At 65.4% G+C, this 18,114-nt stretch carries 14 protein-coding genes; 5 read left to right on the top strand and 9 right to left on the bottom strand.

Annotation, left to right across the window (positions count from 1 at the left end):
* Window positions 1-20 precede the first annotated feature (20 nt).
* From AB4Y99_RS13920 to AB4Y99_RS13880, 9 genes are read right to left on the bottom strand one after another with little or no spacing between them, the layout of a single operon-like run.
* On the bottom strand, window positions 21-815 hold the full coding sequence (locus AB4Y99_RS13920) for an oligosaccharide flippase family protein (RefSeq protein ID WP_441523741.1): 795 nt from the start codon (window positions 813-815) through the stop codon (window positions 21-23).
* Window positions 722-1,246 (bottom strand): oligosaccharide flippase family protein, encoded by a 525-nt coding sequence (locus tag AB4Y99_RS13915; protein ID WP_441523729.1) that lies wholly within the window; start codon window positions 1,244-1,246, stop codon window positions 722-724. The genes AB4Y99_RS13920 and AB4Y99_RS13915 overlap by 94 nt, the downstream gene beginning before the upstream one ends.
* A 20-nt stretch (window positions 1,247-1,266) precedes the next feature.
* Window positions 1,267-1,917 carry a PIG-L deacetylase family protein gene (locus AB4Y99_RS13910; RefSeq protein ID WP_441523740.1) on the bottom strand — a complete coding sequence of 217 codons (651 nt, stop codon included), beginning with the start codon at window positions 1,915-1,917 and terminating at the stop codon, window positions 1,267-1,269.
* 2 nt (window positions 1,918-1,919) lie between these two features.
* The gene (locus AB4Y99_RS13905; RefSeq protein WP_208112876.1) at window positions 1,920-2,774 is read right to left on the bottom strand and encodes a glycosyltransferase family protein; all 855 of its coding nucleotides are present in this window, start codon (window positions 2,772-2,774) and stop codon (window positions 1,920-1,922) included.
* A gap of 51 nt (window positions 2,775-2,825) precedes the next feature.
* Window positions 2,826-4,658 (bottom strand): tyrosine-protein kinase family protein, encoded by a 1,833-nt coding sequence (locus tag AB4Y99_RS13900; protein ID WP_441523728.1) that lies wholly within the window; start codon window positions 4,656-4,658, stop codon window positions 2,826-2,828.
* A gap of 42 nt (window positions 4,659-4,700) precedes the next feature.
* The gene (locus tag AB4Y99_RS13895; RefSeq protein WP_441523727.1) at window positions 4,701-6,113 is read right to left on the bottom strand and encodes an O-antigen ligase family protein; all 1,413 of its coding nucleotides are present in this window, start codon (window positions 6,111-6,113) and stop codon (window positions 4,701-4,703) included.
* A complete protein-coding gene (locus tag AB4Y99_RS13890; protein WP_441523726.1) occupies window positions 6,110-7,123 on the bottom strand; it encodes a glycosyltransferase family 2 protein in 1,014 nt (337 codons plus the stop codon). Before AB4Y99_RS13890 ends, AB4Y99_RS13895 begins: the two co-directional genes overlap by 4 nt.
* A gap of 41 nt (window positions 7,124-7,164) precedes the next feature.
* On the bottom strand, window positions 7,165-8,511 hold the full coding sequence (locus AB4Y99_RS13885) for a glycosyltransferase (RefSeq protein ID WP_441523725.1): 1,347 nt from the start codon (window positions 8,509-8,511) through the stop codon (window positions 7,165-7,167).
* 18 nt (window positions 8,512-8,529) lie between these two features.
* Window positions 8,530-9,882, bottom strand: a complete 1,353-nt coding sequence (locus AB4Y99_RS13880; protein ID WP_441523724.1) for an exopolysaccharide biosynthesis polyprenyl glycosylphosphotransferase — start codon at window positions 9,880-9,882, stop codon at window positions 8,530-8,532.
* 549 nt (window positions 9,883-10,431) lie between these two features.
* On the opposite strand from AB4Y99_RS13880, the gene AB4Y99_RS13875 reads away from it, so the two are divergent.
* From AB4Y99_RS13875 to AB4Y99_RS13855, 5 genes are all read left to right on the top strand, one after another.
* A complete protein-coding gene (locus AB4Y99_RS13875) occupies window positions 10,432-11,205 on the top strand; it encodes a WecB/TagA/CpsF family glycosyltransferase (protein ID WP_441523723.1) in 774 nt (257 codons plus the stop codon).
* 12 nt (window positions 11,206-11,217) lie between these two features.
* Window positions 11,218-12,543: a non-hydrolyzing UDP-N-acetylglucosamine 2-epimerase gene (gene wecB, locus AB4Y99_RS13870; protein WP_441523722.1), complete on the top strand. Its 1,326-nt coding sequence runs from the start codon at window positions 11,218-11,220 to the stop codon at window positions 12,541-12,543.
* A gap of 5 nt (window positions 12,544-12,548) precedes the next feature.
* Window positions 12,549-13,730 (top strand): glycosyltransferase family 2 protein, encoded by a 1,182-nt coding sequence (locus AB4Y99_RS13865; protein ID WP_441523721.1) that lies wholly within the window; start codon window positions 12,549-12,551, stop codon window positions 13,728-13,730.
* Between the two features lie 37 nt (window positions 13,731-13,767).
* Entirely contained in the window at window positions 13,768-14,748 is a 981-nt protein-coding gene (locus AB4Y99_RS13860; protein ID WP_441523720.1) for a hypothetical protein, read from the top strand.
* Window positions 14,749-15,358: 610 nt separating this feature from the next.
* The gene (locus tag AB4Y99_RS13855; RefSeq protein ID WP_441523719.1) at window positions 15,359-18,088 is read left to right on the top strand and encodes a hypothetical protein; all 2,730 of its coding nucleotides are present in this window, start codon (window positions 15,359-15,361) and stop codon (window positions 18,086-18,088) included.
* Window positions 18,089-18,114: the final 26 nt, after the last annotated feature.

Genomic DNA, 18,114 nt, shown 5'->3' with positions numbered 1-18,114 from the left:
TGGATTTCGCGGGGCGCGTGTCAGGCGGAAGGCGCGGTTCTCAATGCGCGGAAGAGGTCGAGATACAGAGCCTTCTCGCCCGCGATCAGGAGCAGCGCCGCGACATAGGCCACGCCGAACGAGCCCACATCCAGCATGAGGCGCAGCACCGGCGACAGCGCCGGCGCCGTGAGCGCATGCACCGCATAGGCGAACCCGCCCGCGACCACGCTCGCGGCCAGAGGGTTCGCCAGCGCCCCGACGAACTCCCGGTATCGAATCCCGGTCCCGCGCAGCGCCCAGATCGTGATCGGGATGACCTTGAGCACCATGACGGTCGAATAGGCCAATGCGACGCCGTGCGGCCCGTAAGGAAGCCCGATCAGCACGCCCGCGATCATCAGCGGGGCAGAGAACAACCCGATATACACCCCACGCCGGACCAGCCCGAGCGCGTTGAGCAGCCAGCCCAGCGGATTCGAGATCGCGAACACCAGGATCGTCGGAGCGAGGATCCTGAAGATCTCGACGGCACCAATCCATTTCGGGCCCAGGACCACCAGGATCAGGTCGTCGGCGAAGAGCCCGCACACGACCGTCAACGGCAAGGTCAGCGTCACCACCAGCGAATAGCCTTTCAGGAAGTAGCGCCGGAAGCGATCGAGATCGCCCTTGGTCCGCGACAGCGCCGCGAAGGCGACCTCTCCGATCGTCACATTCAGATTCTCGGTCGGGAAATTGATCAGATAGAAGCTTCGGCTGTAGAGACCGGTCGCTTCCGTGCCCCAGACACGCCCGAGCAGAAGCTTGTCGATGTTGTTCGTGACGTAGGACAGGAAGCCGGTCGCTGTCGTTCCGACGCCGAAGCGCAGCATGGAGCGGATACCGGGAGCGATCCGTGGCTGAAGGCGATCACGTCCATGATCTCGAGCAGGCGCGGCTCGTTGTAGAACGCGCTGACCAGCGGCGCGGCGGCGATGGCGATCAGCGTCAGCAAGGCGCCGAAGATCAGGTTCAGCCAGAACAGCGACGACGACTCGACCTCGCTCAGCTCCTCGCGCTGGATCGCGGCCTGGAACAGGCCGAAGCAACCGAACATGTTCAGCACGCCGGTGAACGCCGTCACCATGGTGACGAGGCCATAATCCTCGGGCGTCAGCAGCCGGCCCAGGATCATGAGCGAGGCGATGCGGACCGTGAAGCCGATCCCGCGCGAGCCCACATTGATGAGCCCGGCGCGAACAGTCCTGCTCTTCAGGTCATGCATGACGTTTCTCGATTGCCGGTTCAGAGCATCAGCTTCCGGGCATAGAAGGCCTCGGCGTATCCGCTCGGCGCATTGCATTCCATTCCGCGCAACCGCATCAGCGCCATGAAGGTCGAGCGGTCGAACCAATGCTTGTTGCCTTGGGACTTGAACGTATCGAGGATCAGATCGACCTTCTTTTCGCAGATTTCATCTGAAAGAGCGTTGAAGACGATCGGCTGTCCGAGATCCCCGTCATATTTCGGAATCTCGTATTCCAGGATCAGATGGCTGCGAAACGTGTTCCAGGTCAGCTCGGCGATCAGCCGGTGGTCCTGATGCGAATCGTGACGGTTGTGGGTGAAGATGATGTCCGGCGAGACCTCTCGCTTCAGCTCCTCGAAGACGTTCTTGATGTCGGCTCCGACGAACGGCATGTAGCCGTCCTGGAAATCCTTCAGGATGACCCGCTTCATGCGGGCGGGGTCGACGAATTGCCTTGCCCCGTTCTCCGCTTCCGCGGCGCGGGTTCCGTTGGCGCTGAAGACGACCCAATGGAACACCGCCTCGCGCTCCGCCGCGATCTGCAGCACCGTTCCGCCGCAGCCGATCTCGATGTCGTCGGAATGACATCCCAGACACAGGATCTGCAGCGGCGACGCAGCGGCGCCATCCGGCTTCAGGCGCAGCATGGTCACGCCACCTGCGTCATCGTGGGAGCGACCGGCGTGATCGCAGGAGCCACCGGCGCCATCGCGGGATACGAGATGGTGGCGCAGTCCTTCCACACCTTCCAAGGCGGGTTGGTATCGTTGAGCTCCTCGAGGCGCTGCTTGTCCTTGAAGGTGTCCATGCACTGCCAGAATCCGGTGCATTTATGCGCCAGCAAGGCCTGGCGCTGGATCAGCCGCGCGAACGGCTCCCGCACCAGCTCGTCGCCCGGGTTGATGTAGTCGAAGATCTCGTTGCGGAAGACGAAGAAGCCGCCATTGATCCAGATGTCGGAATGGCTCAACGCCGCCACCTCGGCGATCTTGCCCTCGGGCGTCGTCCTGACGATGTCGAAGCTCGCCGTCGGCTGCACCAGCAGCAGCGAGGCCACGGCATCGCTCCGCTGCAGCTCGCCGATCATCGTCGGAAGGTGCAGGTCGCTGAGACCGTCGCCGTAATTCGCAAGGAAGTACTCCTCGCCGCGCAGATAGGGCTGGACCGCCTTCAGGCGTTCGCCGATCGTCGCATGCAGACCGGTTTCCACGAAGGTGATCGTCCAGTCGTCGCTGTCCCGGTTGATGAAGTCGATCTTCTGGCCGCCACGGGACCAGACGAAGTCGTTCGAGATCGACTCGTCGTACTTCAGGAAATAGTCCTTGATGGCGTAGCCCTTGTGGCCCAGGCAGAGGATGAAATCCTTATGCCCGAAATGGGCGTAGTATTTCATCAGATGCCAGAGGATGGGGCGCGACCCGATCTGCACCATCGGCTTCGGGACATCGTCGACATAGCCCCGCAGCCGCATGCCCATGCCACCGCAAAAGAGTACGACCTTCATGATACTCTCCTTCAGTAAATGCTCGCGGCCCAGCCCCGGCATTTGTTTAAGTCAGGAAGCGATCACGACTTTCAGTTCTTCAGAACGCTTGTATCCATAACGTTTCATCGTCGCTTCATCGGCCATGTTGAGCATCGTCCCGATAAACTTGGGCTCGGCCTGACCGGCGGATCGGAAAGCCTGCCGGACCAGTTCGGATTTGGTCGCGCCCCATTTCACGACGAGCAGGAAGCCATCCAGCGATTGAGCGGCGGCGCGCACCTGCGGTCCGGATGCGAGCGAGGGCATGTCGACGATCACCATGTCGTAGGACGCTTCCGCGGCGTTCAGGATGTCGTCCAGCAGGCCGCGAGGCATCAGGCGGGACGCCTCGCCGTATCCTTCGGCGAGCGACAGGACATGCAGCCCGGCCAGCACCTTGACGACGTCGCCGATGACCGCGGGCTCCGGATTGGCTCCCGGCCGGGGCGGAGCGCATGAGAGGCTCGCAACCCAGCGCGAGATCGCGGGATTGTCCGGCACGGCGTCGATCAGCAGGACACGTTTTCCCGACGCGGCCGACGCCATGGCCAGCCCGATCGCGAGCGTCGTCGCGCCCTCGCCCGGCAGGACCGAGGTCACGCCGATCGTCCGGGGCTCGCCGGTCGAAGCGTCCTGCACCGTCGCAGCCGCGCGTCGCAGCACCGGCCCTTCCACCGCGAGCAGACGCCGCGCCGCGGCATCCTCGCTCCCGTTGTCGACATTCGCGAAGCGGGGCACGACGCCCAGGCATTCCAGACCAAGGACATATTCCATCTGGTGTGCGTCGTGGATCGTATCATCGAGCGCATCGAGCACGAGGGCGAGGGCAGCCGTGGTACCCAGGCCGAACAATGCCGCGGCGACGAGGATCAATGCCGCCGGCGGCCCATCAGACTTGACCGGAGGCTCAGCCTCCGAAATCACCTGAGCGCTCGGGCCGAGGCTTTGATAGATCTCGCGCAGCGTCGGCGCCTTGGACGAGGCCGCGTCCGAGGCCCGTCCCCGCTCCTGCAGATAGATGCGGATCACGCTGTTGACGATGCGCGCGGCCTTCTCGGGGGTCGAGGCTTGGAAGCTCACCGTGACCAGATGGCTCGTGCCGACCTGGCGGATGCTGAGCTTGCTGTTCAGTGCCATCAAGGCCGCGCGGAACGCGGCGGCGTCGGTATCCGTGGCAACCGGATCGCGCTTCTGCGCCTCGGGCGGCGAGCGGAGGCTACGGAGGAATTCGGGATCCTTCGTCAGCTGCAACGTCTCGACGACCTTCGCCAGCACGTTTCCGGAGCGCAGCAGCTCGATCTGGTTCTGGACCATCGGCAGGTCGGCCCGGCCCGGAAGGATCGCCTGGTCGGGGCCGGTCAGGACCTGCCTGATATAGATCAGCAATTGGCTGGATGCCGTGTAGGTCGTCGGGCGCACCCCGACATAGAGCGCTGCGAGCGCCAGGCAGGCCAGCGTGCCGATGCCCAGCAGCCGCTTGCGGCTCCGGAGGCTTCCCAGGCCGAAGGACGGTCGTGGCCGCACGTTGATCCGGCTCTCGAGCCTCTCCGTGCTATGGACGACCTGCGGATGGCTTATCGTGTCCAGCATGTCTTTCAATCGAAAAGGGGCCCGTTTCCGGCGCCCGGTTCGGGATGGCAGACACGAGGATGAGGAGAGGCCTCTGGCCGGCGCGGTCGCGTCGTCACGGGGCCGGATCGCCGGCCTTCCGTCCCCCTCCCCACCCGGCGCGCTGCGCCTGCAGTGACCTACACAGAGAAAACGCCGGGTACCCTGCCCCGTTCCTGCGTCTAAGCACTCGATCGGGACGCAAAATCGCCGGATGGATGGCCGCGAAATGCGATGGGGCCGCGAGCCCGCCATTCACAGGCGGGCGAAGCGGAATCCACTGCCGTGGCGAGATGCTTAGGCGACGTGGTCGGTTCGTCCGGTCGCGCCGGTCCCATGCCGGCCTTCCCGCCGCCAGGCTACCCCGTGGCCGGGACGGACGGGCGTCGCGACAGCCTCGTCCTTGTAGAGCCAGGCACAGATCGTGCCCATGACGAACCAGAAGTACCAGTTGAACGACAGGTAGAAGTGCATGTTGTCCGAATAGGACTCGAGCAGATAGGTCGCCAGGATGCACAGGATGATCAGGAGTCCGGGCGGATCGCGCCGCAGCCCCTTGACGAGGCGATAAGCCACGCAGCCGAGCAGCCAGATGAGCGCGAGCAGGCCGAGCAGCCCCATCTCGAAACTGGCCTGCAGATAGAAGTTATGGCCGTCGATGCCTTGCGGGCCGATCAGCGAAAAGAAGCTCGGCGTCGCCGGCTTGAACGACTCCAGCCCGTGGCCCAGCAGCGGTCGTTCCAGCACGACCGGAATGGCGGACTCCCACAACGCCTGCCGCCAGACATAGGAATTCAGCCGGTTGTCATCATTCAGCTGCGAAAAGTTATCGACTTCCGTCGCCGCGGTGACGTCCGCCAGCCTTTCCCTGAGGCTCGGATTCCCGACGAACAGCACCGGCACCAGCAACAGGGCCAGAAGAAAACGGCGATCGATCTTGACCGCGTACACCAGGCACATCAGCCCGCACGCTCCCCAGGCGCTGCGCGTCTTGGTCAGCAGCAGGAAGAAGATCAGGGCCGGGATGTAGAGCGTCACCAGCGTGCGAATGAGCGGCGGCACGCGCAGGATCCGTGAGGCCCGGACATAGAGCGCAAGGCCCACCTGCAGCACGAGATAGAACGCGTAGATGTTCGGATGCGAGAACGTGCTCTGCAAACGAAACTCGCTGAAATTGGACAATCCGCGTGCGATATCCACGAAGGCATAGAGCGAGGGCGGTATCGACGAGGCGATCACCACGAGGACGAACCGCGTGACGTCCAGCGACGAACGCAACAGGAAGAACGGCATCGCGAAGAACGCCCAATAGGTCAGCAGCACGGAAGCGAGCCGCACCGCTGCCTTGAAATCCGGCGCGTAGAGCGTCGAGCCGAAGGCGATCAGCAGGAACGGGCCCCAGATCGCGAGGACGGGGAACGGCGCCCGCAGCGGCGTCTGCGCGAGAAGCACGACCKCGACCGCGATCGCGACCACGTTGAAGAGCGCTCCGACCCCCATCGAGGCGGCGCCGGAATCGCCTCCCAGCAGGTTGAAGATCGGGTCGGAAGAGGCCCGGACCAGCAGGACGCCGAACACGACGGCGCGCAGCAGCCGCCAGATCGCCTCGTTATTGGCCTCGCGGACCGACATTGTCGGCCAGGAGCGCTCGATATCGTGCTGGAGCACGTCACCATGGATGGCATCGACGGGGCTGGATACCGGCTTCATGCCTCCATCTCCCTGGCTCTGGCCCAAATCGGGTTGCGTTGCTCGCCTGCCCGGCCTGCCTCGCGGATCGGCCGCAACCAGAGCTCGACCTCCTGGCGCCACAACGCCGGAACCGCGGCGGCGGCCCGGGCCTGTCCGATCCGGTCCGTCGCGCGCGGCGCCATCAGCGCGGCGGCCACGCGCGGCAGCTCCCGCCACCGCCCATGCCTGACGGCGAGCGAGGTGAAAATGGACGCTGCCCGCCACCGTGCCCCCGCGCGCAGGAGCTGCTTGGCGAGATAGCGTTCATGTCCCGCCTCGTCTGATGCGACGCCATGTCTTGCCGCCAGCGCCGCGTATCGCTCCGCGATGACCAGGCGGCCAGCGCGCATGGGACCGACGTCCATCGACAGCGATTGCCGGCTCAGGCGATAGGCGACGAGGGGGCGATCGACCGCGGCCAGCGGCGAGTGCTGAGCCAGCCTGATCCACAGATCCCAGTCCTCGGAGCCGCGCAGGGCCGGATCGAACTCGCCGACATCCCGGACGAGATCGCGTTCCGCGATCACCGTCGACCCTGTCGGGATTCGGTTGCTTTCCAGCAGGCCCGCCAGAACGTCCCCGCCCTTGACGTGACCATGCCCGATCACCGCGAGATCCTCGTCCACCGCGACGATGCCGGTGCAGGCCCATCGCGCCGAACTGGCCCGCATGGCGGCAAGCTGCGTCGCCAGTTTGTCCGGCGCCCAGAGATCGTCATCGTCGCAGAAAGCGACCCAGCGCCCGGCCGCCTGAGCGATGCCGGCGTTGCGCGCGCCCGAGATGAAACGCGGCTGCGCGTGGTGCACGACCCTCACTCTGGCATCGCCGGCGGCGAGCCGATCCAGCCAGGCGCCCGTTTCGTCGGTCGAGCCATCGTCGACCGCGATGAGCTCGATCGAGACGCCCTGCTGGCGCAGAATGGAATGGACCGCCTGAGGCAGGATGCGCCGGCGGTTATGCGTCGGAACGATGACGGTGACGTCGATCATTCAGGCACTCCTCATCCAGCCGATGGCGGAGCAGGTCGGGATCATCGCTTCACCCAGCCCGAATGCCCGGACCGAAGCGTCACCGCTTCGCCCAGCCTCATCGCATGGCTGCCGGCGAACACCGGGTCATAGGCGTCTGGGAGATCCTCCACCCGTTCGGCGCTGTCGAAGGGGATCGTCCTCTCGAACGCGCCTGCCTTGAACAACGCCGCCAGCTTCCGGCATTCCCGAACGATGTCGTGCTGCTCCAGCACCTGCTCGCGCCCGGCCTCCCCCATCGCCTGGACGAGCGAGTCCGGGGCGTCCAAGCACTCGCCGATGGCACGGGCGAGCCGATCGACGCTTCCCGCCGGAACGAGCCAGCCGCAGACCTGATCCGTGACCAGCTCCGGGATGCCCGCGACATAGGTCGTCACGACCGGGCGGCCGAGCGCCAGTGCCTCCATCAGGACGACCGGCAGCCCTTCAGCGAAGCTCGGCAGGACCAGGGCCCGCGCCTCGCGTATCGCGGCGCGCACCTGCGCATTGCTCATCCAGCCCGCCATCTCGACATGCTGTTCGAGCCCCAATTCCCGGATGCTCCGCTCGAGCTGCGGCCGCAGCGGGCCGTCTCCAACCACGGTCAGCCTGAACGGCATGCCCTCACGCGCAAGGACGGCGAGCGCCTGGAGTAGAATCAGGTGCCCCTTCTGCTCGCTGAGCCGACCGACGGTCACGAGCTGGTTCTTCGGGACGGTCCGGGGAGGCCGCGTGGCCAGGAAATCGGCATCCAGCCCGCAACGTACCAGCTTGATCTTCACCCACTCCTCCGTGGGGATCCAGCGGCAGAGCTGGCTTCCGGTGAACTCGCTGATGACGCAGACGAAGGCGGCATGCTTCACCTTGGCCGGGAAGCCGAGATATTCGGGCCTGTCGAATTCATCCGGGCCGTGCACGGTGAAGCTGTAGGGCACGCCGGTCAGGATATGGCAGAGCATGGCGACTTCAGCGCCATTCGTCCCGAAATGCGCGTGGATATGCCGGATGTCCTGCTCGCTGACCCAGCGTGCGAGGACAAGCGCTTCCGCGAGATAGGCGAGATGGAGCGGCGCCGGGCGGCTCGAGCGCCGCATCATCCCGAAGGCGGCGACGGTCGCGCGCATCAGGGCTGCGGGCCTTCGCRCGACCGCGCTGGCGAGAGCCGTCACGAACTTGGCCATGCCGCCGTCAAGCATGTAGCGGGTGCGGGCTTTCTCGCTGATATCGGCCGGGTCCACCAGCTTGCGGTCTCCGCCCCGGAGCGAGACGCGGAGAACCGAGATTCCGTTCCGCTCGAGCTCGACGATCTCCCGCCGCATGAAGGTGTGGGAAACGGCGGGATATTCGGACACGAAGTAGCAGACACGCATCGCATCTTCCCCTCTCGCTCAATAGGCGTCGATATGCGCGCGCTTCGATATGACCGTCATGATCATGATCTTGAGGTCGAAGAAGAACGACCAGTTGTCGACGTAGTAGAGATCGTGCTCGATCCGCTTCTGCATTTTCTCGAAGGTATCGGTTTCGCCGCGCAGGCCGTTGACCTGGGCCCAGCCGGTAATCCCCGGCTTGACGTTGTGGCGCCTGAACATCCGGCGGATCTGGTCGGCGAACATGTGATTATGGGCAACCGCATGCGGCCGTGGCCCGACCAGGGACATCTCGCCCCTCAGCACATTCATCAACTGAGGTAGCTCGTCGATATTGGTCCGCCGCAGCACCCGCCCGACGCGCGTGACGCGCGGATCGTTCCGGACCGCCTGCCGAAAYTCGTCATGCGCGTCGTCGAACGTCGTCATGCTGCGGAATTTCAGGACCTGGATCGGCTCGTTGTTGAAGCCGTGGCGTGTCTGCCGGAAGAGCACGGGACCGCGCGTTTCAAGCTTGATCAAGGCGGCGACGACGGCGAAGAGCGGCCACAACATCACCAGCAGCGCCGAGGCGACGACGATATCGAAGCTGCGCTTCAGGAACCGGTCGCGCAGCGAGCAGGGCCCGCAGAACAATTCGAGCACCCGCAGATGGCCATAGGTTCCGACGCGACTGCGCCGCATCAGCTCGGCCAGCTCGACCGGCAGGAGCTGGATCCGGACCGGAAGTTCCGACAGCTCCTCGACCGCGTTCGAGACGACCTCCATGTTGTCCGAGCCGAACAGGATCAGCACGGCGTCGATAGGCAAGGCCCGGCATTCACCCCGGATCGCCGAAAGTTGTACCTCCAACGAGGCCCCCCCATCGGCCAGATCGGTCATTGACGGGAAATCATACCAGCGCACGATATGTTCGTGCCGCGCCGCCAGCCGCGCGCGAACATGTCTGACGCCTCGCGCGCCGGGCATGACCAGCACGACCATGCTTTCCCGGCGCCAATGTCCGCGCCAGCGAACCTGATCAATGACTTGCCGGAGACAGGATCTGATGGCGACCTGTCCCAGCAGCGTGGCCAGGAATTGCACCAGGAACGTGCCTCGGGAATAGCCGCCGAGACTGTTGGTCACGTAACCGATCGTCAGCAGGATGACGCATGAAAGGGCGATGGCGACACCGCCCCGGGTCCGGCTGCGCTCGTTCCATTCCGGACCGAGCAGATCGTATTGATTGTCGGCGATGCACAAGGCGACATAGAGCGCCCCCACCGACACGGAGGCCAGGGCATAGTCGATCCGGAAGAAAATCACCCCGTACGCAGCCGCCGAATACGCGACAAACGCGCCATAGGCGCAGGTGACGATCACGATCATCTCGAGGGCGGCCACGACGACGGTCCAGAACAACTGTGTTCTATGCGTCAGCGCGGTCGCGGAGAGATGCTGGACCCGATGATAAACAGCGTTGGTTGACATTGCTTCGCCAAATGCTCCGGCCGCCCATCAAACGCTCGACATCCGCAGAGCCTTAATGCGGCCGACAGGGCGCAAGTTCTTCGCGCCGGCRAAATTAGATTTCCTTACGGCAGGTACTCCGGTTCCGCAGAGCAAAAGCGCAACCTGTTGCGCTTTTGACATTCGCACCGAGCGTGTCGGCGTAGATTACATTGTCTCGTTAACGCGCAGATCGCTCAGTTAAGACATCAAGAGAACGATGAAACCGCGTTTTGCGCGAACAAACCCACCACGTCGACCATTATCTTACCAAACGGCATGCAGCACGGCCTGCGGCGATCTCCGCCGCGCGGCCTAAGTCAATCTGCCGTGTTCGCTTGGGGTCTCCGGCTTGAGGGATTTGCGATGCCATCAGACACTGCGCGGCTTTCCGTATCCGAGGCCACCGGGCTCCTCCCATCTGAAGCGATGCCACCGGCTCAGGTCCAGATCCTGAACGGCCGCTTCGACAAGCTCTCGGCCGAACAGACCGTCGAGGAGCTCATGCGGACCATCCGGGCCGGAGAGCGCGGCATCCTCTCGACGGTGAACGTCGCGATCCTGATGATGATGCGATCCAACCCGCGCCTGCAACGCTTCGTCGATTCGTCGCGATGGATCGTGGCCGATGGACAGCCGCTCGTCTGGGCCTCGCATCTCCGGCAGCAGCCCTTGCCCGAGCGTGTCGCCGGCATCGACCTGATCGACCAGCTCTGCGCCCGCGCCGTCCAGGAGGGGGTCGGCGTCTATTTTCTCGGCGCCGAGAGCAGCACGGTGCGCGAGGCCGTCAACGTGCTCCAGGACCGGCATCGCGGGCTCGATGTCCGCGGCTATGCCGATGGCTATTTCGGCCCCGAGCAGGCCGAAGCCCGCGCGCGGGCCGTGGCGGAAAGCGGGGCCGAACTCCTCTTCGTCGCGATGGGCGTGCCGCGGCAGGAATATTTCATCGAGGAGCAGTGGGACAATCTCGGCGCGCGGGTCGTCATCGGCGTCGGCGGCAGCTTCGATGTCATCGCGGGACGGCGCAAGCGGGCCCCCGCCTTCATCCAGCGCGCCGGGCTCGAATGGGCTTACCGTCTCATCCAGGAACCACGCCGGCTGTTCAGGCGCTACCTGATCACGAACTCCCAGTTCCTCGGCCTGATTTCCTGGAGCGCCATCGCCCAGGTCTCCCATCCCCGGCGCGTCGTCCCGCGACCCTGAACGAGGATTGAGATGGCAACCCGCAAGCGAATTCTCGTCGTGATGGGCACGCGGCCCGAGGCCATCAAGCTCGCGCCGCTCATCCTGAAGGCGAATGCCGACCCCGAACGTTTCGAGGTACTGGCGGTGCGCACCAGCCAGCACCGGGAAATGCTCGACCAGGTCGTGACCTATTTCGACCTGCCGATCCTCGCCGACCTCAACATCATGCGCAAAGACCAGAACCTCGCCCATGTCACGATGGCGGCGCTGGGAGGCCTGCAGCGGGTGATCGCCAAGGCCCGGCCCGATGTCGTCGTCGTGCAGGGCGACACCACGACGAGCTTCGTCGGGGCGCTGGCGGCATTCTACGAAAACATCCCCGTCGCCCATGTCGAAGCCGGGCTGAGGACCTATGACAAGCGCGCGCCCTTTCCGGAGGAGGTTTATCGCCGCCTGACGAGCGTCATCGCGGACTATCATTTCGCGCCGACCGAAACGTCGCGATACAACCTGCTCAAGGAGAATGTGCCGGCGGAGACGATCTGGGTCACCGGGAACACCGCGATCGACGCGCTGTTCCTGACGCTGGCGAAGGCAGCCCCCGAGCCGGTGCGCCGCGCGGCAGCGCAGACGCTCCTTCTCACCACCCATCGCCGGGAGAACCATGGCGAGCCGATGCAGCGCATCTGCGAGGCGATCCTGATCCTGTTGCAGGGTTTCCCGAACCTGCGGGTGGTCTGCCCCGTGCATCTCAGTCCGCGCGTCCGCCAGGTGGTCGGCCCGATGCTGGGCTCGCATCCGCGCGTGTCGCTGATCGAGCCGCTCGGCTACGAGCAATTCGTGCTGGCGATGAATGGCGCCCACATCATCCTTTCGGATTCCGGCGGCGTCCAGGAAGAGGCGCCTGCGCTCGGCAAGCCGGTTCTCGTCCTGCGCGATACGACCGAACGGCCGGAAGCCGTCGAAGCCGGCACCGCCCGCCTCGTCGGAACGGAAGTCGACTCGATCGTTTCGGCCTGCAAGGAGCTGCTCACGGACCCCGAAGCCTATCGCGCCATGGCCCAGGCCAGGAATCCGTTCGGCGACGGCCATGCTTCCGAACAGATCCTCGACGTCCTGGCCCGGTCGCTCGGCAGCACGGATCGCCGCGAGCGGACCGACCCCGCCAAGGTGCTCGAAACCTTCCCGCATGCAGCCCGTTCGTCGGTCGCAGCCGTCCTCAACGCCGGCCCATCCGCAACGCCGCAAGGCTTCGCTACCGCCGCCAAACCGCGCCGCGCGCGCCGTGAGACGGCGCTCGCGGCCGACACGGTAGCGCTGATGCCATCGGGACTTCAGGGACCGGGATCGTCGTGATCGCCATGGTCGACGCAGTCACCCACGCTCTGCTCGCTCTTGGTCTCCTAACGGCGATCCCGGTCGCCTTCCTCGTCGCCCAGATCGGCGCGGCGCTCCTGCCCGCGAGGCGATCCGTGTCGGTCATCTCCATGGCCTGTCCGCGTTTCGTGGCGGTCATGCCCGCCCATGACGAAGAAGCCGTCATCGCGCGCAGCATTGCCTCGATCATGGCTCAATTGCCCGCCGCGGGGCACTTGCTCGTGGTGGCCGACAACTGCTCCGACGACACCGCGCGCATCGCTTCGAGCGCCGGGGCGGAGGTCGTCATCCGCCAGAACACGACACGGCTGGGAAAGGGCTACGCGCTGGATCACGGCATCCGCGCCCTCGCGGCCGATCCGCCGCAAGTCGTCATCGTCGTCGACGCCGATTGCGAGGTCGCGCCCGGGACGCTCGAGTTTCTAGCGAAGCGTTGCGTCGCGACGGGGCGCCCGGTCCAGGCGCGCTATACGATGCTGGCGCCTCCCTTGCCGAGCTCGGCCGACAAGGTTTCCCGGCTGGCCTGGACGATCAAGACCTTCGTGCGGCCGCTGGGCTCCGCGCGTCTCGGCTGGCCTTGCCAGTTGATGGGCTCCGGCATGGCGCTGCCCTTCGCCCTCGTCACCCGGCTCGATCTCGCGACCGGCCATCTCGCAGAAGATCAGAAATTCGGTGCCGAGCTTGCGCTCGCCGGGTCATCGCCGCTCTTCTGCCCGGACGCGCAGGTCGTCAGCCAGCTTCCCCAGGGGGAAACGGGCAAGCGCCAGCAGCGCACGCGGTGGGAGCATGGACATCTGGCGGTCATCGGGCAGTTCTTCCTGCCATTGATCCGGCGTGTGGTCTCGAAACCGAGCCTGCACCTCCTCGCATTCACGCTCGACCTGTGCATTCCGCCCCTGACACTTCTGGCCCTGTCCCTGATGCTGATAGGCGGCCTGAACCTCTCCTGGTTCGCAGCGACGGGTGCGGCGAGCCCGCTCGTCGCCTCCTCGGTCGTGCTGGCCGGCTTCGCCGGAGCGATTGTCGTCGCGTGGCGGCGTTTCGGCCAGGAGATCATTTCCGGGCGCGAGCTGGCGGCGGGCCCGGCCTATTGCCTGCTCAAGATCCCCTCCTTCATCCGCTTCTTCATTCATCGCCAGGTCGATTGGATCCGGACGGAGCGGTGATGACGGGTGCGGATCGATCGCTCTGGAACTCGGCCGGATGAGATCACGCCGCGCGCCGCCTGTCCTTCATGCCCCGCCGGTCCGGGCGCTGGCCCGGCTCGCCATTTCCCTCGCGATCGCGACCGCGATGGGGTGCTGCTCACCCGCCCTGGCGAACAATGCGTGCGGCGCCGGCGGCGGCAGGCAGCCCTGCACATTCACGCTCGGCCAGCGGCCCTTCGCGGCGAGCTCCTCCTGGAACAGGCCGATCGCGCCGGATGCGACCTTCGAAAAGCTCGCCTGGCCACCCGGCGCCCTCTTCGGCGTGGCCTGGGACAGCTACTCGCCCGCAATTCACGTCAGCTCGGCCTCGGACCCCGTCGTATCCGTCGAACACCCGGCAAGCTGGGGGCGTCCCGCCGGTGTCGCCAGTATTCGCATCCCGGTCGGGGTCGATGGCGCCCAGGGGACCGACGGCGAACTGCTGGTCATCGATGGCGGCACCGTCCATAATTTCTGGCAGTTCAGGCGGTTGAGCGCCGACAGGGCCACCGCGCGGTCCTACGCTGCGGCGGACATCGTCACCGGCGACGGTTGGGGTCGCACATCGCCCTTTCTCGGCGCGGGCATCGTGGCGGCCGGCTCGAGCCAGCTTGCCGGCCTGCTGGTTCAGGCCGAGACCGATCGGGGTGAAATAACGCACGCCTTGCAGATCGCGATCGATGCGGCCCTGGCGCGGCCGGGCCGCATCGGTGAGGCGATCAACGGTGACGGCAGAAATCCGGAGGGCCTCGTCCAGGAAGGCGAACGTCTGGCCATCCCGGCCACCATGCCGATGCCGCCGGGGCTATCGCCGCTCGGGCGGAAGGTCTTTCGCGCCTACAGGACCTACGGCGCCTTCGTGATCGACGTGGCCGGGGGCATCACGAACCTGCGCGCCCAGGCGAATGCCTATGACGAGGCAACGATCACGGCGCTCCAGCAGGATCTGACCCGGATATCGCCGCTGCTTCAGCGTGTGAGGCGGCCGGCCGACTGAGCGCCTGACAACACGGCCGTGATGGTCTCCCGATCACCGCGCCTGTCTCGCCGGCAACGCAAGACCGCCCCCGCGATACCGGGATCAGCCACAATGCCCCTGTGAGGCTCATCCGTTCATCTCGACGAGGCTCGGCGCCTTTGCCTGCGTCGGATCGAAAAGCGCCGAAATCGGCTCAATCGTGGCAACTTTGCGGCAACCGAGCCTATTGACTCGAAGCAGGTCGCGCCTGCACAGCGCATCGGGCATGGCGTTTGCCACGCGTCAGGTCTAGGCGGCGGCATATGGCACGCATACGCGACGCGTTAACCATATTATACATGATGTCAACATCCGCATCCACAGAGACCGGCGGGATATCCACAAAAATCGACGTCGCGACATTTTCTCTTTGGCATCATATTCCAAACACGATATCTGGCCACGTTCGTTAGTGGATGGGAATATGATTCGCCGCCTGTGATATGGCGATGACCCGTCATCCACCCGCCGATCTCGCAGCATGCCTGGCTAATCGCTGCGTTGTCTCCTCGGAACGGCGTTAAATACCTGCCTGGCCTATCCATACCCGCACGCCGTTCCTCCTGGATAAGCTAAGGAATATAGGCATATGACCTCACTCGAAACTCGCCCATTTTCTGCGTCTTCGAGTTGGAATACTCCAGTATCAAGCAATGCAACCTTCACTAAACTTGGATGGCCCGCCTCGACGGGATACAACTACAGTGTAGCATGGGATAGTTACTCTCCTTCGGTTTACGTTGCTTCCGCCTCTGACCCGCTGGTTCAAGTCACCTACCCTCCGGGATGGGGTTATCCTGGCGGCACCGTCAGTGTTCACATGCCGGCAGCGGCGAACGGCGCCGCGGGTACTGACGGCGAACTGATCGTCATCGATGGCGACGTCGCGTACAACTTCTGGCAATTCAACCGGACCAGCAACACGACAGCATCGGCCGCGTCGTTCGGGTCCGAAAACATCGTCACCGGCGATGGCTGGGGCACCAAGTCGCCCTTCCTCAGCGCGGGCATCACGGCTGCCGGCGCCAGTCAGCTCGGCGGTCTGCTCGTCAAGGCGGAAACGGATGACGGCGTGATCGATCACGCGTTGCAGCTCGCCGTCGATTTCTCGCTCGCCAAGCCCGGCGCCGTCGGCCAGGCCATCTCCAGCGACGGCAGCAACGCGTCGGGTATCGTCCAGGAAGGGCAGCTCCTCGCGATTCCGCCGGGCACCCCGATGCCTGCCGGCCTCTCTCCGCTGGGCCAGCAGGTCTTCAAGGCCATGCAGACCTATGGCGCCTATGTCATCGATGTGGCGGGCGGCACGACCAATATTCGCGCGCAGGCCAACGCCTACGACGACGCGACGATGACCGCGTTGTGGCACGACATGGGAAACATCACCCCCCTGCTGCAGGGTGTGTCCAATAACTCGGGCTCCGGAAGCACGGGCGGTACGGGAGGCACGGTCACCGATCCGCCGCCGGTCATCACCAACCCACCGCCGGTCACGACCCAGCCGACCACCGACACCACCAAGCCGACCGTGCAGTGGGTTGCGGCCAACGGCCCCGGCGTCGTCAACGGCACCGGCACCGTCAAGGCCGGCGACACCGTGCGCCTGACGCTGAAGTTCAGCGAGGCGGTCGATGTCAGCGGCACCGCGCTCCTGTCGCTGAACGACAAGGGCACCGCGAAATATGTGAGCGGTACCGGCACCGACACCTTGCAGTTCGACTACAAGGTCGCCGCCGGCGAGAACACCGCCGATCTCGCGATCAGCGGCTACGACCTCTCCGGCGTGAAGGACAAGGCCGGCAACGCTGTCGACCTCAATGGCGCTCCGACGCTGCCGGCGGGAACACTGGTCGTCGATACTTCGACCTCGACCGGCACCACGACGCCGAAGGATACCACGGCGCCGACGGTGCAATGGATCGCCGCGACCGGTGCCGGCATCACCAACGGCACGGGCACCGTCAAGGCCGGCGACACCGTCCGGCTGTCGGTCAACTTCAACGAGGGAGTGACCGTCAACGGTACGCCGACCCTGTCGTTGAACACCGGCGGCATCGCCAAATATGTCGGCGGCGCGGGCACCAGCACCCTGCAGTTCGACTATGTGGTGAAGGCCGGCGAGAAAGCCTCCGACCTCGCGGTCGCCGGCTACAATCTGAAGGGTGTGACGGACCTGGCGGGCAATGCCGCCAATGCTGCCGGCGCGCCGCTTCAGCCGGCCGGAGTGCTGGCCGTCGGCGGCTCCACGGCGAAAGTCCAGTGGATCGCCGCGACCGGAACCGAGCTCAGCAACGGCACCGGCACTGTCAAGGCCGGCAATACCGTTCGGCTCTCGGTCAACTTCAACGACGTGATGACCGTCAGCGGGACTCCGACCCTGTCGCTGAACAGCGGCGGCACCGCCAAATATGTCGGCGGCGCGGGGACCAGCACCTTGCAGTTCGACTACAAGGTGCAGGCCGGCGAGAAGGCCTCCGACCTCGAAGTCGCCCGCTATAATCTGGGCGGCGTCAAGGATCGGGCTGGCAATGCCGTCGATATTGCCGGTGCGCCACATCAGCCGGCCGGGGTTCTGGCCGTCGGCGCCACGACGGCGAGCGACCCCACGGCGCCCAAGGTGCAATGGATCGCCGCGAGCGGTTCCGGCATCAGCGACGGCAGCGGCACCGTCAAGGCGGGCGACACCGTCTGGCTGTCCGTCAACTTCAAGGACGCGATGACCGTCAACGGCGCGCCGTCCCTGTCGTTGAGCAGCGGCGGCACCGCCAAATACGTCAGCGGTTCCGGCACCAACACCCTGCAGTTCAAATATGTGGTGGGAGCCGGCGAAAGCGCGCCCGATCTCGAAGTCTCGGGATACGATCTGAAGGGCGTGACGGACCGTGCGGGCAAGAGCGTCAACATTGCCGGCGCGCCGCATCAGCCGGCTGGCGTGCTGACCATCGCCGCCGATGCGTCGGCGGGTACGGCGTCGGTCAATCCGTTGGCCAAGACTGTCGCCTCCGCGGCGTCCGACCTCGCGGCCCCCGCGACGGTGACGTCCGGCACCTCCGCGCAGACGGCGTCGCAGCAGTGGTTCGGCGGCCATGGCGGCAGCGTGACGGATGCCGCCTTCGGCAGCGGCAGGACGCTCGGCTACTCCGGTTCCCAGGATGGAGGCGCGAGCGCCGATCCGTCCCAGGGGTCGGCGATGTCGAAGCTCGCTTTGCTCAATCAGTACGCGGCGTCGAGTTTCGCCACGCCCGCGCCGACGTCCTTCGGGGCGATGACGCAGGCCTGGTTGAACTCGTCCACCCAGACGCTCGCGAAGCCACGCGGCTGACTTAAAGCGGAGGCGCCGGGTCCGGC

Source organism: Allobosea sp. TAB14 (assembly GCF_052113865.1).
GTDB lineage: Bacteria > Pseudomonadota > Alphaproteobacteria > Rhizobiales > Beijerinckiaceae > Allobosea > Allobosea spartocytisi.
The sequence above is the reverse complement of the archived record's forward strand: the minus strand, read 5'-3'. Positions and strand labels throughout refer to the sequence as shown.